General features: G+C 35.9%; 19 protein-coding genes and 1 tRNA gene. 16 read left to right on the top strand and 4 right to left on the bottom strand.

The window, feature by feature from the left end; translation table 11 throughout:
• Positions 1-18: 18 nt before the first annotated feature.
• The 15 genes from LDK52_RS10110 to LDK52_RS10040 all read left to right on the top strand — a co-directional run bounded on the left by LDK52_RS10110 (position 19) and on the right by LDK52_RS10040 (position 15,621).
• On the top strand, positions 19-588 hold the full coding sequence (locus LDK52_RS10110; protein ID WP_277585840.1) for a major tail protein: 570 nt from the start codon (positions 19-21) through the stop codon (positions 586-588).
• Positions 589-649: 61 nt separating this feature from the next.
• Positions 650-976 carry a phage tail assembly chaperone G gene (gene gpG, locus LDK52_RS10105; RefSeq protein ID WP_277585839.1) on the top strand — a complete coding sequence of 109 codons (327 nt, stop codon included), beginning with the start codon at positions 650-652 and terminating at the stop codon, positions 974-976.
• Positions 977-1,183: 207 nt separating this feature from the next.
• Complete coding sequence (locus LDK52_RS10100) at positions 1,184-5,833, top strand: phage tail tape measure protein (protein WP_277585838.1); 4,650 nt, start codon at positions 1,184-1,186, stop codon at positions 5,831-5,833.
• Positions 5,830-6,645: a phage tail domain-containing protein gene (locus tag LDK52_RS10095; protein ID WP_277585837.1), complete on the top strand. Its 816-nt coding sequence runs from the start codon at positions 5,830-5,832 to the stop codon at positions 6,643-6,645. Before LDK52_RS10100 ends, LDK52_RS10095 begins: the two co-directional genes overlap by 4 nt.
• 15 nt (positions 6,646-6,660) lie before the next feature.
• On the top strand, positions 6,661-9,528 hold the full coding sequence (locus tag LDK52_RS10090; RefSeq protein ID WP_277585836.1) for a hypothetical protein: 2,868 nt from the start codon (positions 6,661-6,663) through the stop codon (positions 9,526-9,528).
• Positions 9,528-9,686, top strand: a complete 159-nt coding sequence (locus LDK52_RS10085) for a hypothetical protein (protein WP_277585835.1) — start codon at positions 9,528-9,530, stop codon at positions 9,684-9,686. The genes LDK52_RS10090 and LDK52_RS10085 overlap by 1 nt, the downstream gene beginning before the upstream one ends.
• 47 nt (positions 9,687-9,733) lie before the next feature.
• Positions 9,734-9,886: a hypothetical protein gene (locus tag LDK52_RS10080; protein WP_277585834.1), complete on the top strand. Its 153-nt coding sequence runs from the start codon at positions 9,734-9,736 to the stop codon at positions 9,884-9,886.
• A 110-nt stretch (positions 9,887-9,996) separates the two neighbouring features.
• Positions 9,997-10,818: a S1 family peptidase gene (locus LDK52_RS10075; RefSeq protein ID WP_277585833.1), complete on the top strand. Its 822-nt coding sequence runs from the start codon at positions 9,997-9,999 to the stop codon at positions 10,816-10,818.
• A 40-nt stretch (positions 10,819-10,858) separates the two neighbouring features.
• The gene (locus LDK52_RS10070) at positions 10,859-12,568 is read left to right on the top strand and encodes a phage tail protein (protein WP_277585832.1); all 1,710 of its coding nucleotides are present in this window, start codon (positions 10,859-10,861) and stop codon (positions 12,566-12,568) included.
• 12 nt (positions 12,569-12,580) lie between these two features.
• Positions 12,581-12,937 (top strand): hypothetical protein, encoded by a 357-nt coding sequence (locus tag LDK52_RS10065; RefSeq protein WP_277585831.1) that lies wholly within the window; start codon positions 12,581-12,583, stop codon positions 12,935-12,937.
• Between the two features lie 56 nt (positions 12,938-12,993).
• Positions 12,994-13,452, top strand: a complete 459-nt coding sequence (locus LDK52_RS10060; protein ID WP_277585830.1) for a phage holin family protein — start codon at positions 12,994-12,996, stop codon at positions 13,450-13,452.
• A gap of 4 nt (positions 13,453-13,456) precedes the next feature.
• Positions 13,457-14,197, top strand: a complete 741-nt coding sequence (locus LDK52_RS10055; protein ID WP_277585829.1) for an N-acetylmuramoyl-L-alanine amidase — start codon at positions 13,457-13,459, stop codon at positions 14,195-14,197.
• 449 nt (positions 14,198-14,646) lie between these two features.
• A complete protein-coding gene (locus LDK52_RS10050; RefSeq protein WP_277585828.1) occupies positions 14,647-14,886 on the top strand; it encodes a hypothetical protein in 240 nt (79 codons plus the stop codon).
• A 148-nt stretch (positions 14,887-15,034) separates the two neighbouring features.
• Positions 15,035-15,256 (top strand): transcriptional regulator, encoded by a 222-nt coding sequence (locus tag LDK52_RS10045; RefSeq protein ID WP_277585827.1) that lies wholly within the window; start codon positions 15,035-15,037, stop codon positions 15,254-15,256.
• A complete protein-coding gene (locus LDK52_RS10040) occupies positions 15,253-15,621 on the top strand; it encodes a YolD-like family protein (RefSeq protein ID WP_277585826.1) in 369 nt (122 codons plus the stop codon). The genes LDK52_RS10045 and LDK52_RS10040 overlap by 4 nt, the downstream gene beginning before the upstream one ends.
• Before the next feature lie 246 nt (positions 15,622-15,867).
• On the opposite strand, the gene LDK52_RS10035 is transcribed toward LDK52_RS10040, so the two are convergent.
• Both LDK52_RS10035 and LDK52_RS10030 read right to left on the bottom strand, forming a co-directional pair.
• The gene (locus LDK52_RS10035) at positions 15,868-16,314 is read right to left on the bottom strand and encodes a hypothetical protein (protein WP_277585825.1); all 447 of its coding nucleotides are present in this window, start codon (positions 16,312-16,314) and stop codon (positions 15,868-15,870) included.
• A 74-nt stretch (positions 16,315-16,388) separates the two neighbouring features.
• The gene (locus LDK52_RS10030) at positions 16,389-16,601 is read right to left on the bottom strand and encodes a helix-turn-helix domain-containing protein (protein ID WP_277585824.1); all 213 of its coding nucleotides are present in this window, start codon (positions 16,599-16,601) and stop codon (positions 16,389-16,391) included.
• 176 nt (positions 16,602-16,777) lie between these two features.
• On the opposite strand from LDK52_RS10030, the gene LDK52_RS10025 reads away from it, so the two are divergent.
• Positions 16,778-17,668 (top strand): helix-turn-helix domain-containing protein, encoded by an 891-nt coding sequence (locus LDK52_RS10025; RefSeq protein ID WP_277585823.1) that lies wholly within the window; start codon positions 16,778-16,780, stop codon positions 17,666-17,668.
• A 153-nt stretch (positions 17,669-17,821) separates the two neighbouring features.
• Here LDK52_RS10025 and LDK52_RS10020 read toward each other — a convergent pair.
• Both LDK52_RS10020 and LDK52_RS10015 read right to left on the bottom strand, forming a co-directional pair.
• Positions 17,822-17,894: transfer RNA gene (locus LDK52_RS10020), tRNA-Val, on the bottom strand.
• A gap of 199 nt (positions 17,895-18,093) precedes the next feature.
• Positions 18,094-18,357, bottom strand: coding sequence for an excalibur calcium-binding domain-containing protein (locus LDK52_RS10015; protein WP_277585822.1), 264 nt, complete (start codon positions 18,355-18,357; stop codon positions 18,094-18,096).
• Between the last annotated feature and the right edge of the window lie 109 nt (positions 18,358-18,466).

Here is an 18,466-nt window from a genome sequence, read left to right as displayed (position 1 = left end):
CTAGGAGGAATTACAAATATGGCGATTCAAGAAAAAGTACAAAAGGTAAGTTTAAAAACGTTGCATTATGCAGTTATGACAAGTGAAACAACTGAAGAACATGGTGAAGTAAAAACACTCACGATGCCAATTGAATTAACATTAACACCTAACTTTTCAGAAGGCACATTCGACGCAGGTGACCGAGTAGTTGCTAATGAGGTTCAACTGGATACAATCACTATCGCTGGACAAGTTGCCGACCTACCAACAGAAGTACAATCTGATTGGTACGGTCACCAATTATCTGACGACAAAGGTTTAATCATGAATTCGAATGATGAACCAAACTATTTAGCAGTGGGATTTGAAAGCGGTTCTAAACTCGTATGGTTATACAAAGCAAAATTCAAGCCATCGGAAGAATCGAATGCTACGAAGAAAAAAGGTGAAACAGCATTCAAGCAATCAGGCTTTACAGGAGAGGCTATCCCTCTTGAGGATGGAACTTTGAAATACACTGTACGAACTGACGATCCAGGAGTTACAGAAACTGCAACTACATTCTTTGCAACTGTTAAAAAACCAACAGTTACGCCAACACCATAAATCGAGAGGGGTCTAGTACCTCTCTTTTTTATTTATCAATAAACGAAATGAGGAATCATACATGAAAATAGTATTGCGTGTGGATGGCCAAGAAAAAACATATAAGAAAGACTTTGTGGAAGGAATTGTATTTCGGAAGGCGCTTGAATTAAACAAGAAAATTCGCGAATCAGGAAAAATAGGAGAAGTAGAAACTTATGATGAGTATATTGATTTTATTGTATTTGCTTTTGGAAATCAGTTTACTTCTGAAGACGCATGGAATGGATTAAGTGTCGCACAAATTCAAACTGAACCTACTCGTATTTTCACTGAAGTGTTAAGTCTAGGTGGTTTAGCTACACATCAAGCTGATGAAGGCGAAGAGGGAAACGAAACGGGGAAGTAACTGATTTTGACTCTTATGAATGGATAAAAGGTTGGTATCGTGAACGAATGCGTGACGGATATAAACTCCACGAAATAGATCAAATGGATATTAAATTTTGCCTCGAATTACACATGATCGAAACAGAGTACATCACAGCGGATGAATTATCTTGGCTGTGATTTTTTGTGTTCAAAAATAGGACAGTGACTGAAAGACGGTGAGAATATGACAACAGAAATTGGAAGTTTAGCAGTTTCCCTTTCCATGGATGCATCAAATTTCAATGGATCCATTAATCAGATGAATAGACATCTTAGTTCAATGGGTTCTGAATTAAGAGCTGCAAAGGCATTAGGTGCTGATTATGGGAAGTCAATCGATGGTTTAACATCTAAAAAAGAAATATTAACACGAACAGTTGCTACCTCATCAGTTAAATTAACCGAGGAACGTCGTAAATATGATGAACTGGTAGCGAGTGGAACAGCGAATGAAGCAACATTGGAACGCCAAGCTAGACGTGTAAACGAAGCACAAACACAATATAATCGCTTAACCACAGAATTGAATGAAGTTACAGAAGAATTGCGAATTCAATCATCCGCATGGACTCAAGCAGGAGAACGTATGGAAGCAGTCGGCGGTAAAATGAAAGCTGTTGGCGACGGCATGACTAGTGTTGGTAAAAAAATGTCCATGGCAATTACGGCTCCAATCGTTGCGGCAGGTACTGCATCTGTTAAAATGGCAGCTGATTTTGAAGCACAAATGGATAGAGTTGGAGCAATAGCCGGAGCCACTGCAGGAGAAATGGATGCACTTAATTCTTCAGCATTAAAATTAGGTGCTGATACTTCTAAATCTGCAAGTGAAGTAGCCGTTGCGATGGAAGATATGGCGGCTATGGGATTCAATGCAGTGGAGATTATTGGCGCTATGCCTGGTGTAATTTCAGCATCTGAAGCATCTGGTGAATCTTTAGCTTTAGCTGCACAAACAGTAGCGGCCGCTTTAAATGTATGGGGTCTTGAAGCATCTGAAGCAAGTAGAGTAGCAGATGTATTGGCGATGGCAGCGAACATGTCTGCAGCCGGTATTGATGATATGCAATTAGCGTTTAAATACGCAGGAGCACCAGCAGCGGCATTAGGTATACAACTTGAAGAAGTAGCAGCTGCAGTTGGAATTATGACAGATGCAGGCTTAGATGGTTCAAACGCAGGTACTGCATTACGTGCTTCCTTGTTATCGTTAAATAACCCAGCAAAAGCACAAAGAAAAATAATGAAAGAACTCGGATTCTCTATTATCGATACGGAAGGAAATGCAAAAAGTCTTTCCGGAATGATTGGGGATTTAGCAAAATCTACCGCACATATGACAGATGCAGACAAGGTAGCGACTCTAGCAAAATTAGTTGGTACAGAGGCAGTTAGTGGATTCCTCGCACTTGTTAAAGCAGGACCAACAGAGATTGATAAAATGACACTAGCGCTTAAAAATAGTGGTGGAGCTTCTGCTGAAACTGCCGCTAAAATGAAGGACAACTTAAATGGAGCACTTGAAGAATTAGGCGGAACTATTGAAACTGCTGCTATAACGATTGGGAATAAATTAATACCATCTCTAAGAAAAGGCGCAGAATATATTCAAGGAATGGTAGATAAGTTCAACGCTCTTTCCCCTGAAGCGCAAAAAAATATTCTTGTAATGGCAGGAGTAGCGGCTGCTATTGGCCCAGTGCTTGTAATTGGCGGCACACTAATTAGTTCCGTTGGTACGATTATAACGGCAGTCGGCACAATGTCCACAGCGATTGGTGTAGCAGGTAGTGCATTTACTGTTTTAGCAGGACCTATTGGTTGGACTGTAGCAGGTATTGCTTTATTAGCAACAGGTATTGGAGCTGCAACATTAGCTTATAAAGAATCTAACGATACTAACGTAGAAGTGTTAGTAGCTAAGCAAAAAGAAATTGATGCGAATGACGAATTAATTGAAAGCTTTGATGCTTTACAATATAAAAATCAATTATCAAATGAACAAATGCTTCGATTCTTGGACATTAACGCTGAATTAGAAATGACTAATGCGCCTGATAAAGTCGCTGCATTAAAAGATGAACAAGCTAAACTATTAGCGCAAAGTAGTCTTACTAATGAGGAAATGGACGAGTTTTTAGGACTTAATCAAAAAGTTATTGATGGTGCACCGGAAACTGTTAAGTCTATTAGCTTGCAGGGTGAAGCCTATGCAAATAACACTATAGCACTCAAAGAATTAAACGCAGAGAAAGCTAAAGAACTACAAGGCGACGCTTACGAAACTTTGACTATAGCAATCGAAAAAGAAAATTCGCTACTGAAAGAACAGAAACAATTGGTTTCAGAAGTAAACGAAAAAAATGTATTACAACAAGAAACCAAAAAACAAATCGGCACACTTTCAGCAGAAATTTGGAAACAAGAATCAGAAATTCTGAAACTCGAAGAACAAAAGAATGGTGCATCTGCTGAAGAAATAATAAATCTTGATAACAAGATAAGAAGAGAAAAAGAAATATTAGAAGAAAAGAACATGCAAAAGTCACGTGCAGAAGAAATGATTATCACCTACGGTAAACAATTAGGTGAACGTGATAAATTGCTTGAGATTAATCGTAAAGAAATAGCGGCAACTGAGGAAGCAAAATTTAAGTATGAAGAAATAATTCTTGCGCAAGTAGGTATTACTGCTGAAAGAGGTAGATCAGGAGCTCAACTTAGCGATGAGTTGACAAAACTTGAATTGCAAAAAAGTAAGTTAAAAGAGTTATTAGATGCAAAGGTCATTGGGACTGCCGAATATCAAGAACAAAACGCTACTATTGATACCCAAATCGGCAAACTAAAAAATGCAAAGAGTGAATTACAATTAATAAATGATGTAGCTGGAAAAACGGTTTATAAAGATGTTGTAATTTCTGAAAATCCTAAAAACTTTTGGGCTACGCTCGACGAAAATCTAAGAAGACCAATTACTAAAAACGTAAACATTCGTTATAACGGAACGAACGGTCCTCAAGAACCAGGTTATGCAAAAGGGACTACCTTCCATCCAGGTGGTAGATTTATTGCAGGTGAAGAAGGCTTCGAGCTTGGTCGAATGGGCAACAAATGGGAGATGCTTAATCTTGGTATGTATAACAGACCAGCAGGATTTGAAGTATTCACACACAATGAATCTAAAAAGATAATAGGTTCATTAAATGGTACTCCTGGTTACGCTACTGGTGCAAGATCTATTGGTGCGGCTGATAATGTTATTAATTCTTTGAATAGACCGATTGAACTTAAAATTGTTAGTGAATTGAACGGTGTAATTTCTGCATCAAAAAATGTTTCTAAAGGATTAATGTCAGAGGTAACCAAAATTCTTGTACAGGGTACTAAGACAACAAATACCGAAGTTACGGCAATCAATAAAAAAGCAAACGAAGAAGCGAAGAAAATTGAAAAACGCGTGAATGAAGATATACAACAAATAAATAAAACTGCTAAGGAGAAAAAACGTAAACTCACTTCTGCAGAAATTTTAAAAATACAACGCTTAGAACAAGATTCATCAACAAAAGTTAAAAAGATTAATGAAAGGGCGGCATCTGATGTTACTAAAATTAATTCGAAAACAGGTAAAGAAAGACTAGATGCGCTTAAATTATTTGTGGAAGAAAAGAAACAAACAGAGCAACTTTCATTAATTGATGAAGTGAAGATTTGGGAATCATCTATCTCCTCGTTTAAAAAAGGTACCAAAGAAAAAGTAGAAGTACAGAAGTCTTATCAGAAAGCATTAAAGGCTATTGATAACGAAATTCTTTCTACAAACAAAGAATATACAGACAAAATGAAATCAATTAATGATGATTACAATAACTCCGTTCAAGATTTGCTAGATAAATACAACTCCATGGTGGATAGCAGAGCAAATTCGTTACGTTCATTTTCTGGATTATTTGAAGAGTTTACGTATGTAGTTGAAAAGTCAGGCTCCGATTTACTAATGAATTTAAATAGCCAAGTTGAAGGATTTAGAACATGGCAAACAGAAATGGACAAGTTTGCAGGTAAAAGAGTTGACTCAGGATTAATTGAAGAACTTCGTGAAATGGGTCCTAGAGCATTACCAGAACTCTTAGCGCTTAATTCTTTAACAGATGAACATCTAACTATTTATTCTAATCTATACAAAGATAAGACTGCTCTTGCTCGAACGCAAGCTGAGAAAGAATTGTCTGGGATGAAAAAGGATACAGAAGAAAGAATTACTGAACTTCGCAACACAGCTAATACAGAATTAGAAAAGCTACGTGTTGAGTGGGTTAATAAAATCAAGTCTATTACGAAAGCTTCTAACGATGAATTGCTATCGCTTAAACAAATTGGTGTGAATGCAGGTAAAGGACTACTTGAAGGACTTGCATCAATGGAACCTGCACTAATTGCAAAATCTAGATCCATTGCGAATAGCATTCAAGCTGCAATGAAATCAGCGTTACAAGTTAAATCTCCTTCACGTGTCACAATGGGAATTGGTAAACATATCGGAGAAGGATTAATTATCGGTATGGAACAAATGAATGCAATGGTTGAGAATACTGCATCTAAATTAGCGCAGTTTGCTACTCCATCTGTGGACGACCAAAGTTACGGTGCTTCTGTTAATAGAAATAATAGATCCGGTGTCCTTCCAAAGAATGATAGACCAATAGTTATCAACGTAATTAGCCATTTGGACGGTCAAGAAGTCGCTCGAAATCAAGTCGGATATATCAATGGTATGCAATACAATGATTCAAACATTTCAGCTATGTTGAGAGGGGTGAGACTAGGATGATAAGTCGATTAAATCTATATGATGCAAATGGCAATAAAATCAATATGGAGTCAATCGGCTTGTTTGGTCTCAAACTCCATATACCAGGTCCGTCATATACCACAATAAAAGAATCACTAGATGATGGTCGAACAATCATTTTAGATAAGCAGTTAAATCCACGTCAATTAGTTGCTGAATTTATGAGTAAAGGAAAAGATTACAAAGACTCTTTACTATTAAGAGATGATTTATTTCGATTATTAGGTACTGGCGAGGAAATGTATGTTGGAGAATCGTTCTTATCCGGTAAACGATGGAGAGTTCACTTTGAGGATTGGGAACCAGAAAGAGTAAGTCGAAGAGTATCTAAAGTCGATATCCCCTTATTTTGTTCTAGTGGATTATCTGAATCAGTCGGTACTACATTAGATGAACTTACTTTCGACATTGAAAAATGGCAGACTGGACAAGGTTTAGAAACGGAAGAACCAAAGTATGTTCATCAAACTTCTTCCTTTAAAATATTTAACGCAGGTGATGTTCCAGTAGATCCACGTAAAAGGGACTTAAAAATAATATTTAAAGGACCGTCCACTAATCTCAAAATAACGAACAATACAACTGGTGATGTTTGGCAATATAACGGTTCCTCCACAGTAAATGACACAATTACATTAGATGGTGTGAGGTCTCTTAAAAATGGTGCTTCAATCTTTGGCCAAACAAATAAAAAATTAATATCGCTATTACCAGATTGGAACGACTTCACTATAACAGGTGCGAGTGGTTCCTTTTTAATTACATTTGATTTTAGATTTTATTATCTATAAGAAAGGAGCAAACTCATGGTACAAATGCGAACGATAGGTATTAATTTAGATCGTGGTCATCGAAACGATTTGAACTTCAACTTTAGTAAATTAGAAAGCCTAGTCACTAGCGCATCCAATTTAACTGATGAAATGCGACAAGAGTTTTTATTGAAAATCGCAGACTTACAATCACAAATTAATGCGTTAAAAGTAGAAGAAATATTGGCGCTCATTAGTCAGATGGAACAAGCGGTTATTAATACAAATACTGCTGCAACATTGGCAACTTCTAAAGCAGAATATGCAGAAGGAGAAGGTGACTATGCAAAAGAGCAAGGTGATTACGCTAATGCACAAGGAACTTATGCTAATGAGAAGGGCGATTATGCCAACGAAAAAGCAGTATTAGCAAATGAAGCCGCAGCTCTTGCTCAACAAGAATCATCTAATCTAGGTCAGATGAAAATAGAAGTTGTGCAAGCTACACAGAATGCAGTTACTGAAACACAAAAAGCTATAACAGCTACTGAGAATTCAGAGCAAGCAACTACTGCATCGATTGTAGCAACAACTAATGCTGAAAATATGCGTTCTGTAGGAGCATTTGTCTTATCTAATGCATATAAGAAGAACAATATTGTGGAGGACAATGGTTCTTCATTTATGGCTTTACAGAACACACAAAATAATCCCCTTCCTGTTCTTCCATCAAAAGAAAATGCATGGTGGAGGTTACTTGTACAAAAAGGTGTTAAAGGAGATCGTGGCGAGAGCTTTACCGTTAATGCTCAAGGGTTATTTTCAGAGCGTGCTAACTACGATTCAGAAATAGAGGGATTCGCTTATTTAGCTACAGATGTCGGAGAATTGTATTTCCGTCAAGGAGCAAGTGGATGGTCTGAAGGAATCGCTTTTGGTAAAGGGGAACCAGGTGAACCAGGTGAACCAGGAGTTGCTGGGAAAGACGGAGCAACCTTTTATACATGGATTAAATACGCCGACACTGATACTGGTACGGGAATGTCTGATGCTCCAACAGGTAAGAAATACATCGGTATCGCCTATAACAAAGCAACTCCAACCAAAAGTAATGTAGCTTCTGATTATGCTTGGTCTTTAATTCAAGGTGCTAAAGGTGACACAGGTACAACGTCTTATTTAGGTCTAACAGATGTACCGGAGGAATTTACTCCTTCACCACATGCCCACCCTATTTCGCAAGTAGTAGATTTACAAACTACGTTAGACGATATTAGGAACAATACAGCTGGGATTGCTACAAACGTAAACGGATTGTATCGTGACGTTGCATATCTCAAACTTCAACAAGAAGCTTCTGACCGTATAGAAGGTGGAGTAACTTTCGCTGACGATATGAATGGTAATCGCTTCGGTATGACGTTTAATCAAATGGAGAGTACAAACATTAAAATTCGTGATGGCAAGATGTTGATGATAAATGAAGTTAGTACTCCTGTAACGGTGACGGATGCTACCGTTGTAGCAAGTGCGTATGATACGAGTGGAAACAGTGGGCGTAGATTAGTTAGAATGACCGATGGTACTTTGGTAACTGTCGTTACTAATAAATCTGCTAACGATGACCACCTCTTATACAAAAGTATCAACAACGGCAGTAGTTGGACGAATATCGCAAGCGTGTTAGAGATACCAAACACCTCTAACGCAACTATAATTCCAATTAATCCCACTCATGTGGCGTTATTAAATGCATCTAAACAGAGTGGGTATTGGGCAGTTAAGGTTACTACAATTAATGTAAATAGTGGAGCTAAGACAGACACTACCATTGACAACAATCAAACCGCATTAGGCAACGTATCCCTAGCAATCAACGAACAAGGAACAGAACTACACGCTTCATGGGCGAGTAAAAACGCAACCTATCCGAACAGTTTCAATATTCGTTACGCAAAAGGAACGATTAGCGCAGATGGTAGTGTTACGTGGGGTGCGGCGGAACAGATTACTACTTTGAATACTACGGGTACTAACTTAGTAAACCCTTCAATAGTGGTAAATAGCAGTAACAAGCCTGTTATAATATCGGAATTCTACAATAGTGCAAACTTTAGAATAGTGGTGTCTTATAAAGACGCTAGTAACACATGGATTGGTTCAATTGGATTGACTGTGAAAGATGTTTATAACGGCACATCCTACACACAATCCTCACCATCAGCAATATTCGTACCGAAAAGCGTAAACGGATTGGCGAATGGTCGTATTTGGGTGGCTTGGGAAGGTAAGGATAGTGTAGATGTCGCTAAAACTAACATTCGAGTGTCCTACTCAGATGACGGTGGGGTAACTTGGTCTGCAATGCAAAAATTAACGAGTGGTAACACTTACAGTAGGGCATTTCCTTCTATAACCGCAGATAAGGATAATAACATATACATTTTATTTGGAGGACAGGGAGCTTCTAATAACGGTATCAGTATGTCAAAAAATACGAATAATGCATGGGGGAGCATTCAAACTGTTTCGAGTATGGACGGAGCGTATTATCCTTCAGCACTTTTCGATTTAACAGTGGCATTCACAATTCCGTTATTTATCTTTTATTCGTACACAAAGGTAGGTTTCTACGGAACATGGACAAACGTAACCGGAGAACCGTCACTAACAGCAACCGCAGTATACGATTTACCCCCGACTGATTATGTGGGTGCATATGTACAAAAAGAAGGCGCACTAGCGGTACAAGCTAAGTTAAACGGTGCGGCAATGGATTCGGAATTGCTTGATAATGAGTATGAATTCACTAAGCAAACTACAGAAGTTAGCCCTACTAAATTAAGACTAGAGTTAAGTCGTGCAACTATAAATGGTGGAGAATCTGATGCAGTCACTAGAATTTTGGGAGGTAGAGCTTGATGGAAAGAAAACTATCAATTCCAACCAAAGATGAAAAGCGTATTGTTGAATTGGAAAAAGAAAATATTCTACTAAAAGCCCAAGCCCAAGCTAATTCAGATAGAGCAGATTTCCAAGAAGAAGTGCTCACTGAAATTATTATGACAGTTATGCCATGAGAAAATTATTCACAAAAATACTAATTAAACTAATAGGAGATGAAGATATGATGGCTTTATTATTAGCGCAACGTGTTATTTTAGGGAAAACAGAATTTAATGAGGTACCAAATAGTTTGAAACCTGGTGTATATGAGCACTTGAGGGATAGTGGAGTAGGATTTCTAGCTGGAGATTATGTTCCTCCGACTGCTGAATAATAATTAATAGATTAGAAGGATTTCTTTTTCTTATGTCGAATATTGAGTAATTACTAATTACAATTATTGTAGAGAGAGGGATTAATATTCTGTCAATTACTGAAAATCTATTGGACTGTACAGTACGAATAGAAGGTAAGTTATCTAATGGAGAAACAACAGTTGGAACTGGGTTTTTCGTTATACATGAGAAAGAAACTTCTTCTAAATTATTTCTCGTCACTAATAAGCATGTAATAAATGGAATTGTAGACGGCTTTGTTTTAGTAAAGAACAAAAACTCAAATGATACTGATATTTCTAAAAAGGACATTCAAATTAATTTTTCTGAAAAGGACTTTTTTGGTCATCCAAACCCTAACATTGATGTGGCAATATCAAATGTATCAGGTCATTTTAATAAAATAAGCGAATCTGGTTTAGAGCCAAACTACTCACGTCTTATATTGGAAACTATGATTCCGAATACAGAGCAAATAACAGAACATATAGATGCTATAGAAGATATTATATTTATTGGTTACCCAAGTGGTTTATGGGATTCCGTGAACAACCTTCCTATTGTTCGTAAAGGTATTACAGCAACTCCCTTTCATGTTGATTTTATGGGTGATAAAGTATTTTTAATTGATGCTTCAGTTTTCCCTGGATCTAGTGGAAGTCCTGTTTTCTCATATGCTAACGGTTCGTATACAGGCAGAACCGGTCAAAATTATACTGGGCAAAAAGTATTATTCTTAGGTATAGTAGCGCGCGTTTATCATAGAACTGAACATGGACAGATTCTATTAAAAGATATTCCTACAAACCATTCGTCACTATACACAGAAGTAAAACAGATGCTTGATTTAGGTGTAGTATATAAATCTTCGACAGTATTAGAGACTATAGACTCTTATTTAAACAAAGTACAGAAAAGCACACTCATCTGAGTTGTGCTTTTTCTTATGGAATGAAAGTAGGTGATGTTATGTGTTAACGGTCACACAAAATAACCAAACAGAAATGCTTAATCAAATACAAGGCTTTGAAATGGACGAAGAAGTGAACGGAACCCTAGTGGTGAAGTTTGCTTCTTTTTCTGTACTAAATAATCCAGGTCATATTCTTATTGATGAAAGACCTATCTTTACTGTGGATGGCTATGATTTTCGATTAGCTCAGTTAAAGAAAAATAACAATCGAAAAGATGTTACTGCTGCTTCAACTTTCTACGATTTAGTAGGAACACGACAAGAAGCAATATACGGTGGTACTCATACGCTTAATGAATTTGCTTCATTCATTTTCCAAGGTACTGGATGGACATTTACTAATGAAGTACCAGGTAGTCGCCTAATCCCAAACTTCGGAGAAAATAACGTAATTGTATTGAAAGATGCTCTATGTTCTGCATTTGAATGTGAAATGAAAATCATGCCGAATAAACATGTTCATTTTGCTCCAAAGATTGGACCTGATAACGATGCTCAATATAGAAGAGGGCATAATATTAAATCGTTAGCAGAGAGTGTTGACTGGAGTAAAATGCGTACACAAATTACTGGTCATGGTGCGAATGGGTTAGTTGTTACTTATACTTCTCCCCATGCTGGAAAATATGGAGTAATTGTAGCTGACCCAATTACTGATGATGAAATTACCGAGTCCTCCACAATGCTAGAGAGATTGAAAAGTGAACTTGTCGATTATCCAGAAGCCTATTTTGAATTGGATGCAGTAGAGCTTACTAATAAAGAGTTAGGTGAACGAGTATGGTTAATTGATGAAGTAATGGGGATTGAATATCAAACTAGAGTGTTATCCAAAAAAACAATTATAAGAGGAAATAAACTAGTAACTTCATCTGTCATATTAGGAACAACATTACCTCGTAAAAATGCTGATTTATTAGTTTCTCAAAAAGTTGAAATCGATGAGAATAGAAAAGAATATCGAAGTAAATTCACACAAACTAATGAGCTTATTCATTTATCTGTGGAAGAAGTAAATGCTTCAATTGCCACGTTAGAATTAAAAGCAGACAACGTTAGTATATCGGTCAATAATAGAATCACTCAAGAAATGGCAGCTATTAATGTAAAAGCCGACAATATAAATTTATCGGTTAGCAATCTAGGAACACGTGTGAGCGGTACTGAATCCTCTATAAATATTCAAGCAGGACAGATTCAGCAAAAGGTAAGTGTATATGACTTTAACGGTCAAACTATATCATCATTAATTACACAAGATCCTTATGCAATTTCCTTGATGGCTCAGAATTTAGCTTTTCAAGGATTGGTTACAGTAACAAATTTAAAAACACCAGGTGCAACAATTGTAGATGGCAGTAACGTTTATAGTTCTGCATTTGTAGTAGGTCGTGGGACAGGTTCAACACTTACTATGACTGCCGTTGCAGGTTCTCATTTAATTCAGTCCATCGATGCTGCCGGACTTCGAATAGGATCTAACGGTTCGATGGGATTATCAGCTAGTGGTGCTATGGGCGTTTATGTTCCTAATTCCAACTTAGTTGCACAAGCAGGATTTCGTGTGACTGGTGGAGTTGTCGATATCCAAGTGCCTGCTTACATCAATAATGCATCAATAGCTACAGAAAACTATGTAGGAACTAGAATCGCACAGCTAGAAAATGATATTAAAGCATGGGCAAATGGTAAGTTTGTCGCTAAATAAGGAGGAAATTATTTGTTAACTATAAACTTAAAAAATGGAGAAAACATAACTGCAGATGGTTCAATAGGAAACTTAGAAGAGTTTGTTACCCAAATAAATAATCAAGCTATTAACGCCATTACAATAGGAAATATACCTATTAATAAAGCTGCAATATCTTATATCGCTACTTCTCATCCAGAAGAGGTAACACCGAATGTCACCATCTATTTAATGAACGGTTCAAAAGTTGAATCATATGATGGAGCATTTAATGCAGCTGAATACTCAGCGAAAATAAACAACCAACAAAATCTATTTGCATTACTTGGAGATGTGATTATTAATAAGTTTGATTATATGATGGCAATAGAGAAATCAACAACGTAAGAGCGTTCCAATAGGAGCGTTCTTTTTGTTTTATCAAAAACTAAGGAGATGAAAAAATGGGAGGATTTATTAATTTGGAATCATTGGAAGTAGCACATATGTATTTATTTGGTGGGGTTAAGTTTTTACATTTATTATTAATTTTAATGGCTTTGGATATCATCACAGGAATTGTTAAGGCAATTGATAAAGGTAACCTTTGGAGTCGTAAAAGTTTGTTTGGATATGCTCGCAAACTACTTGTATTGATTGTTATTATTACTGCAAATATCATTGACCAGGTATTAAATTTAGGCGGTACATTGACCTTTGCGACGGTACTCTTCTATATCGCAAATGAAGGTTTATCGATATTTGAAAATATGGCGGAACTAGGTGTATTGGTTCCCACAAATTTAGCTGAAAAGTTAAAGGTTATTGAAACAAATAAATCCACTCAAGCTAGTATTGTGAAGGAAATAAATGAAGAATTGATAGGCTCTAAAGTAGATAAACAGTTGAAAGATGGTGAGTGATGTGGTGAAAATCGCATTAGATGCAGGGCATGGCATCAATACACCCGGCAAACGTACACCTGATGATGAGCGAGAGTGGTCGTTTAATGATATGGTGGTTCGATATATCATTACTTTATTAAGGGACTATGTAGACGCTGAAACTATTCGTGTGGATGATTATACAGGTAGAACAGATACGCCACTAGCTGCCCGAGTCAACCAAGCGAACAATTGGAAAGCAGGTGCTTATGTATCGGTTCACCAAAATGCAAGTGATGGCAAATGGGGCACTCATGGTGGAACAGAGACATACCATTTCCCTGGCAGCTTACAGTCAAAGAAATTAGCAGAATCTGTTCATCCAAACTTGATACGTAGCTTTAAATTAAAAGACAGAGGCATTAAAGAGGCGGACTTCTATGTGCTGAAGAATACAAATATGCCAGCGATCTTAACTGAAGGTGCTTTCATGGACAGTCGAATAGATATCGTAGCCCTGAGAGATGAGAGCCGATTAAGAGCACAAGCAGAAGGTATTGTATTAGGCTTGGCAAATCATTTCGGATTGAAAAAGAAAGAGGTGGCAGGAGTGACGAATGAACCAACATTAAATGCTGCACAAGAAAAAGTACGTCAAGAAGCAATGAAATTAGGGATTACAGATGGTAAGAATCCATTTCGTGAAGTAAATCAATACTATGTTTGGAATGCTTTATTGCCTCTAGCTAAAGAGATAGAAGAATTAAAGAATAAATTAAAATAGTATCAATTATAAAATTATTAATATGGATAATATTACTAACTTAATTTAAATTTATGTGTGGTAATATAGTTTTTACGAGAAACCAAAGATCTCCCTTTGTAATTTCTCATACAATCTTATTTTAAATAGATTGTAGCCCCACTGTTGAAGAAGTGGGGCTTTTTTTTATTTGTCCAAAAATTAAAAGCTAATATTAGTAATCTTTACCTTTGGCAAGAACCGTGAAGATCAAGGTGGTCAATATTATGTTGGTGGTGGCATGTGGATTACCAAGATGGATGGATTCGTTAAGTATGAAACACCATCTAAAGCAATGCTCGCTAAAATTAATAGTAAATAATACTACAGTCCTGCTCATTAATTCGAGTGGGGCTTTTTTACTTTAAAGGATATTCAACAATAATGTCGAAATAAAGCAAAGTAATTGAAATTAAAAAGGGGTGCTAAAGTTGGAGTTAAAAGGATCTCTTTACGATGAATTGCCATCGGAAATGTTGGCAGGTTTTTATTATTATATAAATTTAAATATAGATAAAGGTATTTTATCAGATGCTATGCATTCTGAAATTAAACTAATTGAAGGTGCCGCTAAAACGAGAGGAATACCATTAGAAGAACTGTATGAACAAGGTTCAACCCTAGTTAAAATAGAGAAGGAAAAACAGGGACAAGAACAAGCATTGACATAAGGCGAAGAAGAGGAATATTATTTTAAACTTAGATATCCAATTAGCGATCTACTCTTAATTAAGAGGTCGTTTTTTTATTGTCCAAAAATTTCTAGTTGTAAAATAGAACGATTGTTCGTATACTAAACAAAAGAAGGAGGGAACAAGTGTGCGTATAAATTTAATGAAATGTATGGAACGTAATCAACTAGTTGAGTTAATGTATATGGATTCCGAGGGTAATATAAGCCAAAGACGAGTGGAAGTCTTAAATATTCAAGGTGATACTTTTCGTGTGTTTTGCTTTAAGCGGAATGCTAAACGTACTTTCATTATTGAAAATGTACTCGCATTTGTTCCCATTATACATAGGGAGCGTGAAGTTGTATGAACGACGAATTTTACGAACCAGTTTTTGATTTATCCAAATTACAAGACCGAGGAAATAAGAAATGGGTTGCTATGATGCTTACTGAACATGTTTCTATGCTAAGAGAATACGGCAAAGAAATTAAAAGAGAACCGAGACCAGATCTAGATGAATGGGATTACGATGAAATAAACAACACTCTTGATATGGCCATTAAAAGCAAAGCTGACACTAAAGTAAAGTTGTGGAGGGATGGAGCGTTTATCTATAATAGAGGTATTGTAGAAAGCGTGGACCTAAGAAGAAGAGTGATTGAACTAGAAGATCCATTTACTTTACTCCAGTTAAAGTTAGACGAAATAGTAGATGTGACAATTATGGATTAATAAGAAGGACTTTCCTTGCCTCTCTCGAATAGATATCTTAAAGGGGTGAGTACATGAAAAAATACATCGTAACTATAAGTTTTTCCGATGGTCGAAAAGCAAAATTTGATAGTGATCATAAACCTGTAGTGATTAATCAGACTGTAAGAGTTGGAGAAATATCGTTATTACCTAATACGATAAGTTACTTTACTCATACCGAGAATAGGAAAACCACCAACCAGTAAAATGGAAGGTGGTTTATTTTTATTTAACCGATTCAAAATTTGTTTCAAGCTTATCAATCAGACTTGAAAGTTTTGTAATTGTTTCATTCAAAGCCAATCTATCTAATTCCTTTTGTTCTGAAAACAATTTATACTTTTCATCCACATATGATTGTATTGCTTTTAAATCTGCTTTAATTAAATCAAATTCGATTGATCCAGTACCAATTATTTTATATGAATTATCAGAAGCTGCAATACTCATATCCATTAATTTAATAGCAACGTTAACAGGTTCCTCTTCTTCTGCAAGGTGAACTAATAATTTATCGTGTAGGGACCGTATTTCACTTACGTCATTCGCTGTTTCTATTAGATAGATATCTCTTGTATAATCGACTTCATTTTCCACTTTCACAACTTCTATATCATCACTTCCAGAGCATGCAGATAAAAATAAAACCAATAGCAATATTAATTTCTTCAAACAAAAACCCCCTTGCATATATTTACCATAATGATAAACATAAATAAGAGGGTTGTATATATGAAAGCAGCCAATTAAATTCTCGTACCATCTTTTATCACAAAATAAGCTTCGTATTTCATATCCAACAATTCAGCGATTTTATGTAGTTCTTCTTCATTAAAATTATTCCGCTTCAATTTCTTTGACAAATTCGGTTGTGAAACGTTCATTAGCTCAGCTAGTTGTGTAAGAGTAATGCCCTTCTTAATCAAGGCAATCCGTATCTTTTCCCCCATTTGATTCATCTTCATACCTCCTTTAAGTTATATTAATAACCATATTATACATGATTAAACCGCAAGTGGATATAAAAATAACTAAAAAGTTATAAATAAACCTTGCAATTATAACTAATTGGATATATATTTAATTTAATAAGTTATGTATATAACTATTTATTTATAATTAGGTGGTGAAAACAATGGCATTCGAATATTTAGCAGAGCATGCAACATTTAAATCTGTGGAAGACATGGATCTAAACGTTAAAAAACATATAGACAAATACAGATTAGATTTAACAACATCTGAACGTGCCATTGTTTTCATGATTGCTGGGCGTTCATTAATGTATCCAGGTGCTTCACATTTAAAAGCTGAAACAATTGCAGACAAAACTAACACATCTCGTAGCACAGTAATGCGAGGAATTAAGAAGCTGATCTCATTGAAAATTATTGAAAAAGTAACGCAAACGAAGTTAAACGGAATCAAAGGAGCAAGCATTTATAAAATTTTACCTTATGATGACACATCGAGTGTGACACAACGAGAAGAGGTAGTTGAAGCTAGTAACGACGTAACTTGTCCTCCACAATCTGAGGACCTAAGCATTAAATCTTTTAATCTTTTAAGTTCTAAACAAGCAAAAAATATATATAACCTTAGGGAAGAATTAGCTTTGCAAGCTGAAAACAAAAAAGCATACATGAATGAGTACAAGGAGATGTTATTCGATTTCATGAATAGCTTACCAATGAAAGATGAGTTAAAAGATGAATTGCATAAAGCAGTATTAGCTACTGATCTAATTAATGTATCTGACTTCATAAAAGCTAAGAATGTAATTTTCAAGCTTATAAGTGATATTGCAGACGGAACATTAACATTATCTAAGACTTTACGAAGTGCATTCGTAGGAGCTTATAACAAGTCGATGGAGCGTTCTAATAGAAAGACAACCACTTCTTTATCTGTGGAGGAACAACCACGTGAAAGTAAACCTGTGAAGTTTTATAACTGGTTAGAAGAGGTAGAGGGACGAACTGTTATTAAGAGTAATCCTCATTCGGAAAATTGGTTATTGTGGTAGGGGATTAATTTAGTTTATTTTTATAGGATTTATAATAGATTAACACGGATTTTAACCCCATTTTAACCCCATAGACAAAAATCTAACAAGTTGTATTTTAAATAAAAAAGTCACAAACCCTTATTTATCAAGGTTTGTGACTAACGATTTTAATGGTCCCGACTGGTCTCGAACCAGCGACCCCCACCTTGTCGAGGTGGTGCTCTCCCAACTGAGCTACAAGACCGATTTAAGGAAATCATAAACTCTTGGTTGGTGCATCAAAGTTCATAGTTATAAATATACTATAAAGTAGCGAGCTAGTATATACCTAATAGAAATACTATGGCATAAATATCTTAAAACAAGAGCGCTAATGGAATCCTAGTACTAAAAAAATAATAACCTTGATTGGCTAAATGCCTTTCAAGGTTATTATTTTATATTTATTTCTCACATGCAATGCCATCATTATCCCGATCGCTTTTTATGTTAGCATTATAAATTTCCTTGGATACAAATGGAGTATGTTTTGTTTTTCCACCTATATTTTTAATATTTGCAGCTTTAGCCACTCCGCCTTTATACGTTTTATTTAATTCTGTGCAGTTTTTGAATTCCTTTGCTGCAGCATCTGTTGCTGTTGGTGAAATCGTAGAAATACCTAATAGTAATGTTGCTGAAAGTACTATAGCTGAAATTCGTCTCATGGTAAATCCCCCTTATATCTCTTATTGTTACTCGATAAGTTCTAGCAATGCCTTTAACATAGGAATGGGAAAACCAATATATTCAATGTTACCTAAATTTTAACATGAA

The organism is Psychrobacillus antarcticus, assembly GCF_029533155.1.
Lineage (GTDB): Bacteria > Bacillota > Bacilli > Bacillales_A > Planococcaceae > Psychrobacillus > Psychrobacillus antarcticus.
Note: the sequence above shows the minus strand (reverse complement) of the source record. Positions and strands in the feature narration are given on the sequence as shown.

Coding starts and splice junctions, on each gene's coding strand:
- LDK52_RS10060 (WP_277585830.1), top strand. CDS start 12,994: ATGGGAGGATTTATTAATTTGGAATCATTGGAAGTAGCACATATGTAT.
- LDK52_RS10095 (WP_277585837.1), top strand. CDS start 5,830: ATGATAAGTCGATTAAATCTATATGATGCAAATGGCAATAAAATCAAT.
- LDK52_RS10015 (WP_277585822.1), bottom strand. CDS start 18,357: ATGAGACGAATTTCAGCTATAGTACTTTCAGCAACATTACTATTAGGT.
- LDK52_RS10100 (WP_277585838.1), top strand. CDS start 1,184: ATGACAACAGAAATTGGAAGTTTAGCAGTTTCCCTTTCCATGGATGCA.
- LDK52_RS10085 (WP_277585835.1), top strand. CDS start 9,528: ATGGAAAGAAAACTATCAATTCCAACCAAAGATGAAAAGCGTATTGTT.
- gpG (WP_277585839.1), top strand. CDS start 650: ATGAAAATAGTATTGCGTGTGGATGGCCAAGAAAAAACATATAAGAAA.
- LDK52_RS10090 (WP_277585836.1), top strand. CDS start 6,661: ATGGTACAAATGCGAACGATAGGTATTAATTTAGATCGTGGTCATCGA.
- LDK52_RS10040 (WP_277585826.1), top strand. CDS start 15,253: ATGAACGACGAATTTTACGAACCAGTTTTTGATTTATCCAAATTACAA.
- LDK52_RS10025 (WP_277585823.1), top strand. CDS start 16,778: ATGGCATTCGAATATTTAGCAGAGCATGCAACATTTAAATCTGTGGAA.
- LDK52_RS10030 (WP_277585824.1), bottom strand. CDS start 16,601: ATGAATCAAATGGGGGAAAAGATACGGATTGCCTTGATTAAGAAGGGC.
- LDK52_RS10110 (WP_277585840.1), top strand. CDS start 19: ATGGCGATTCAAGAAAAAGTACAAAAGGTAAGTTTAAAAACGTTGCAT.
- LDK52_RS10080 (WP_277585834.1), top strand. CDS start 9,734: ATGATGGCTTTATTATTAGCGCAACGTGTTATTTTAGGGAAAACAGAA.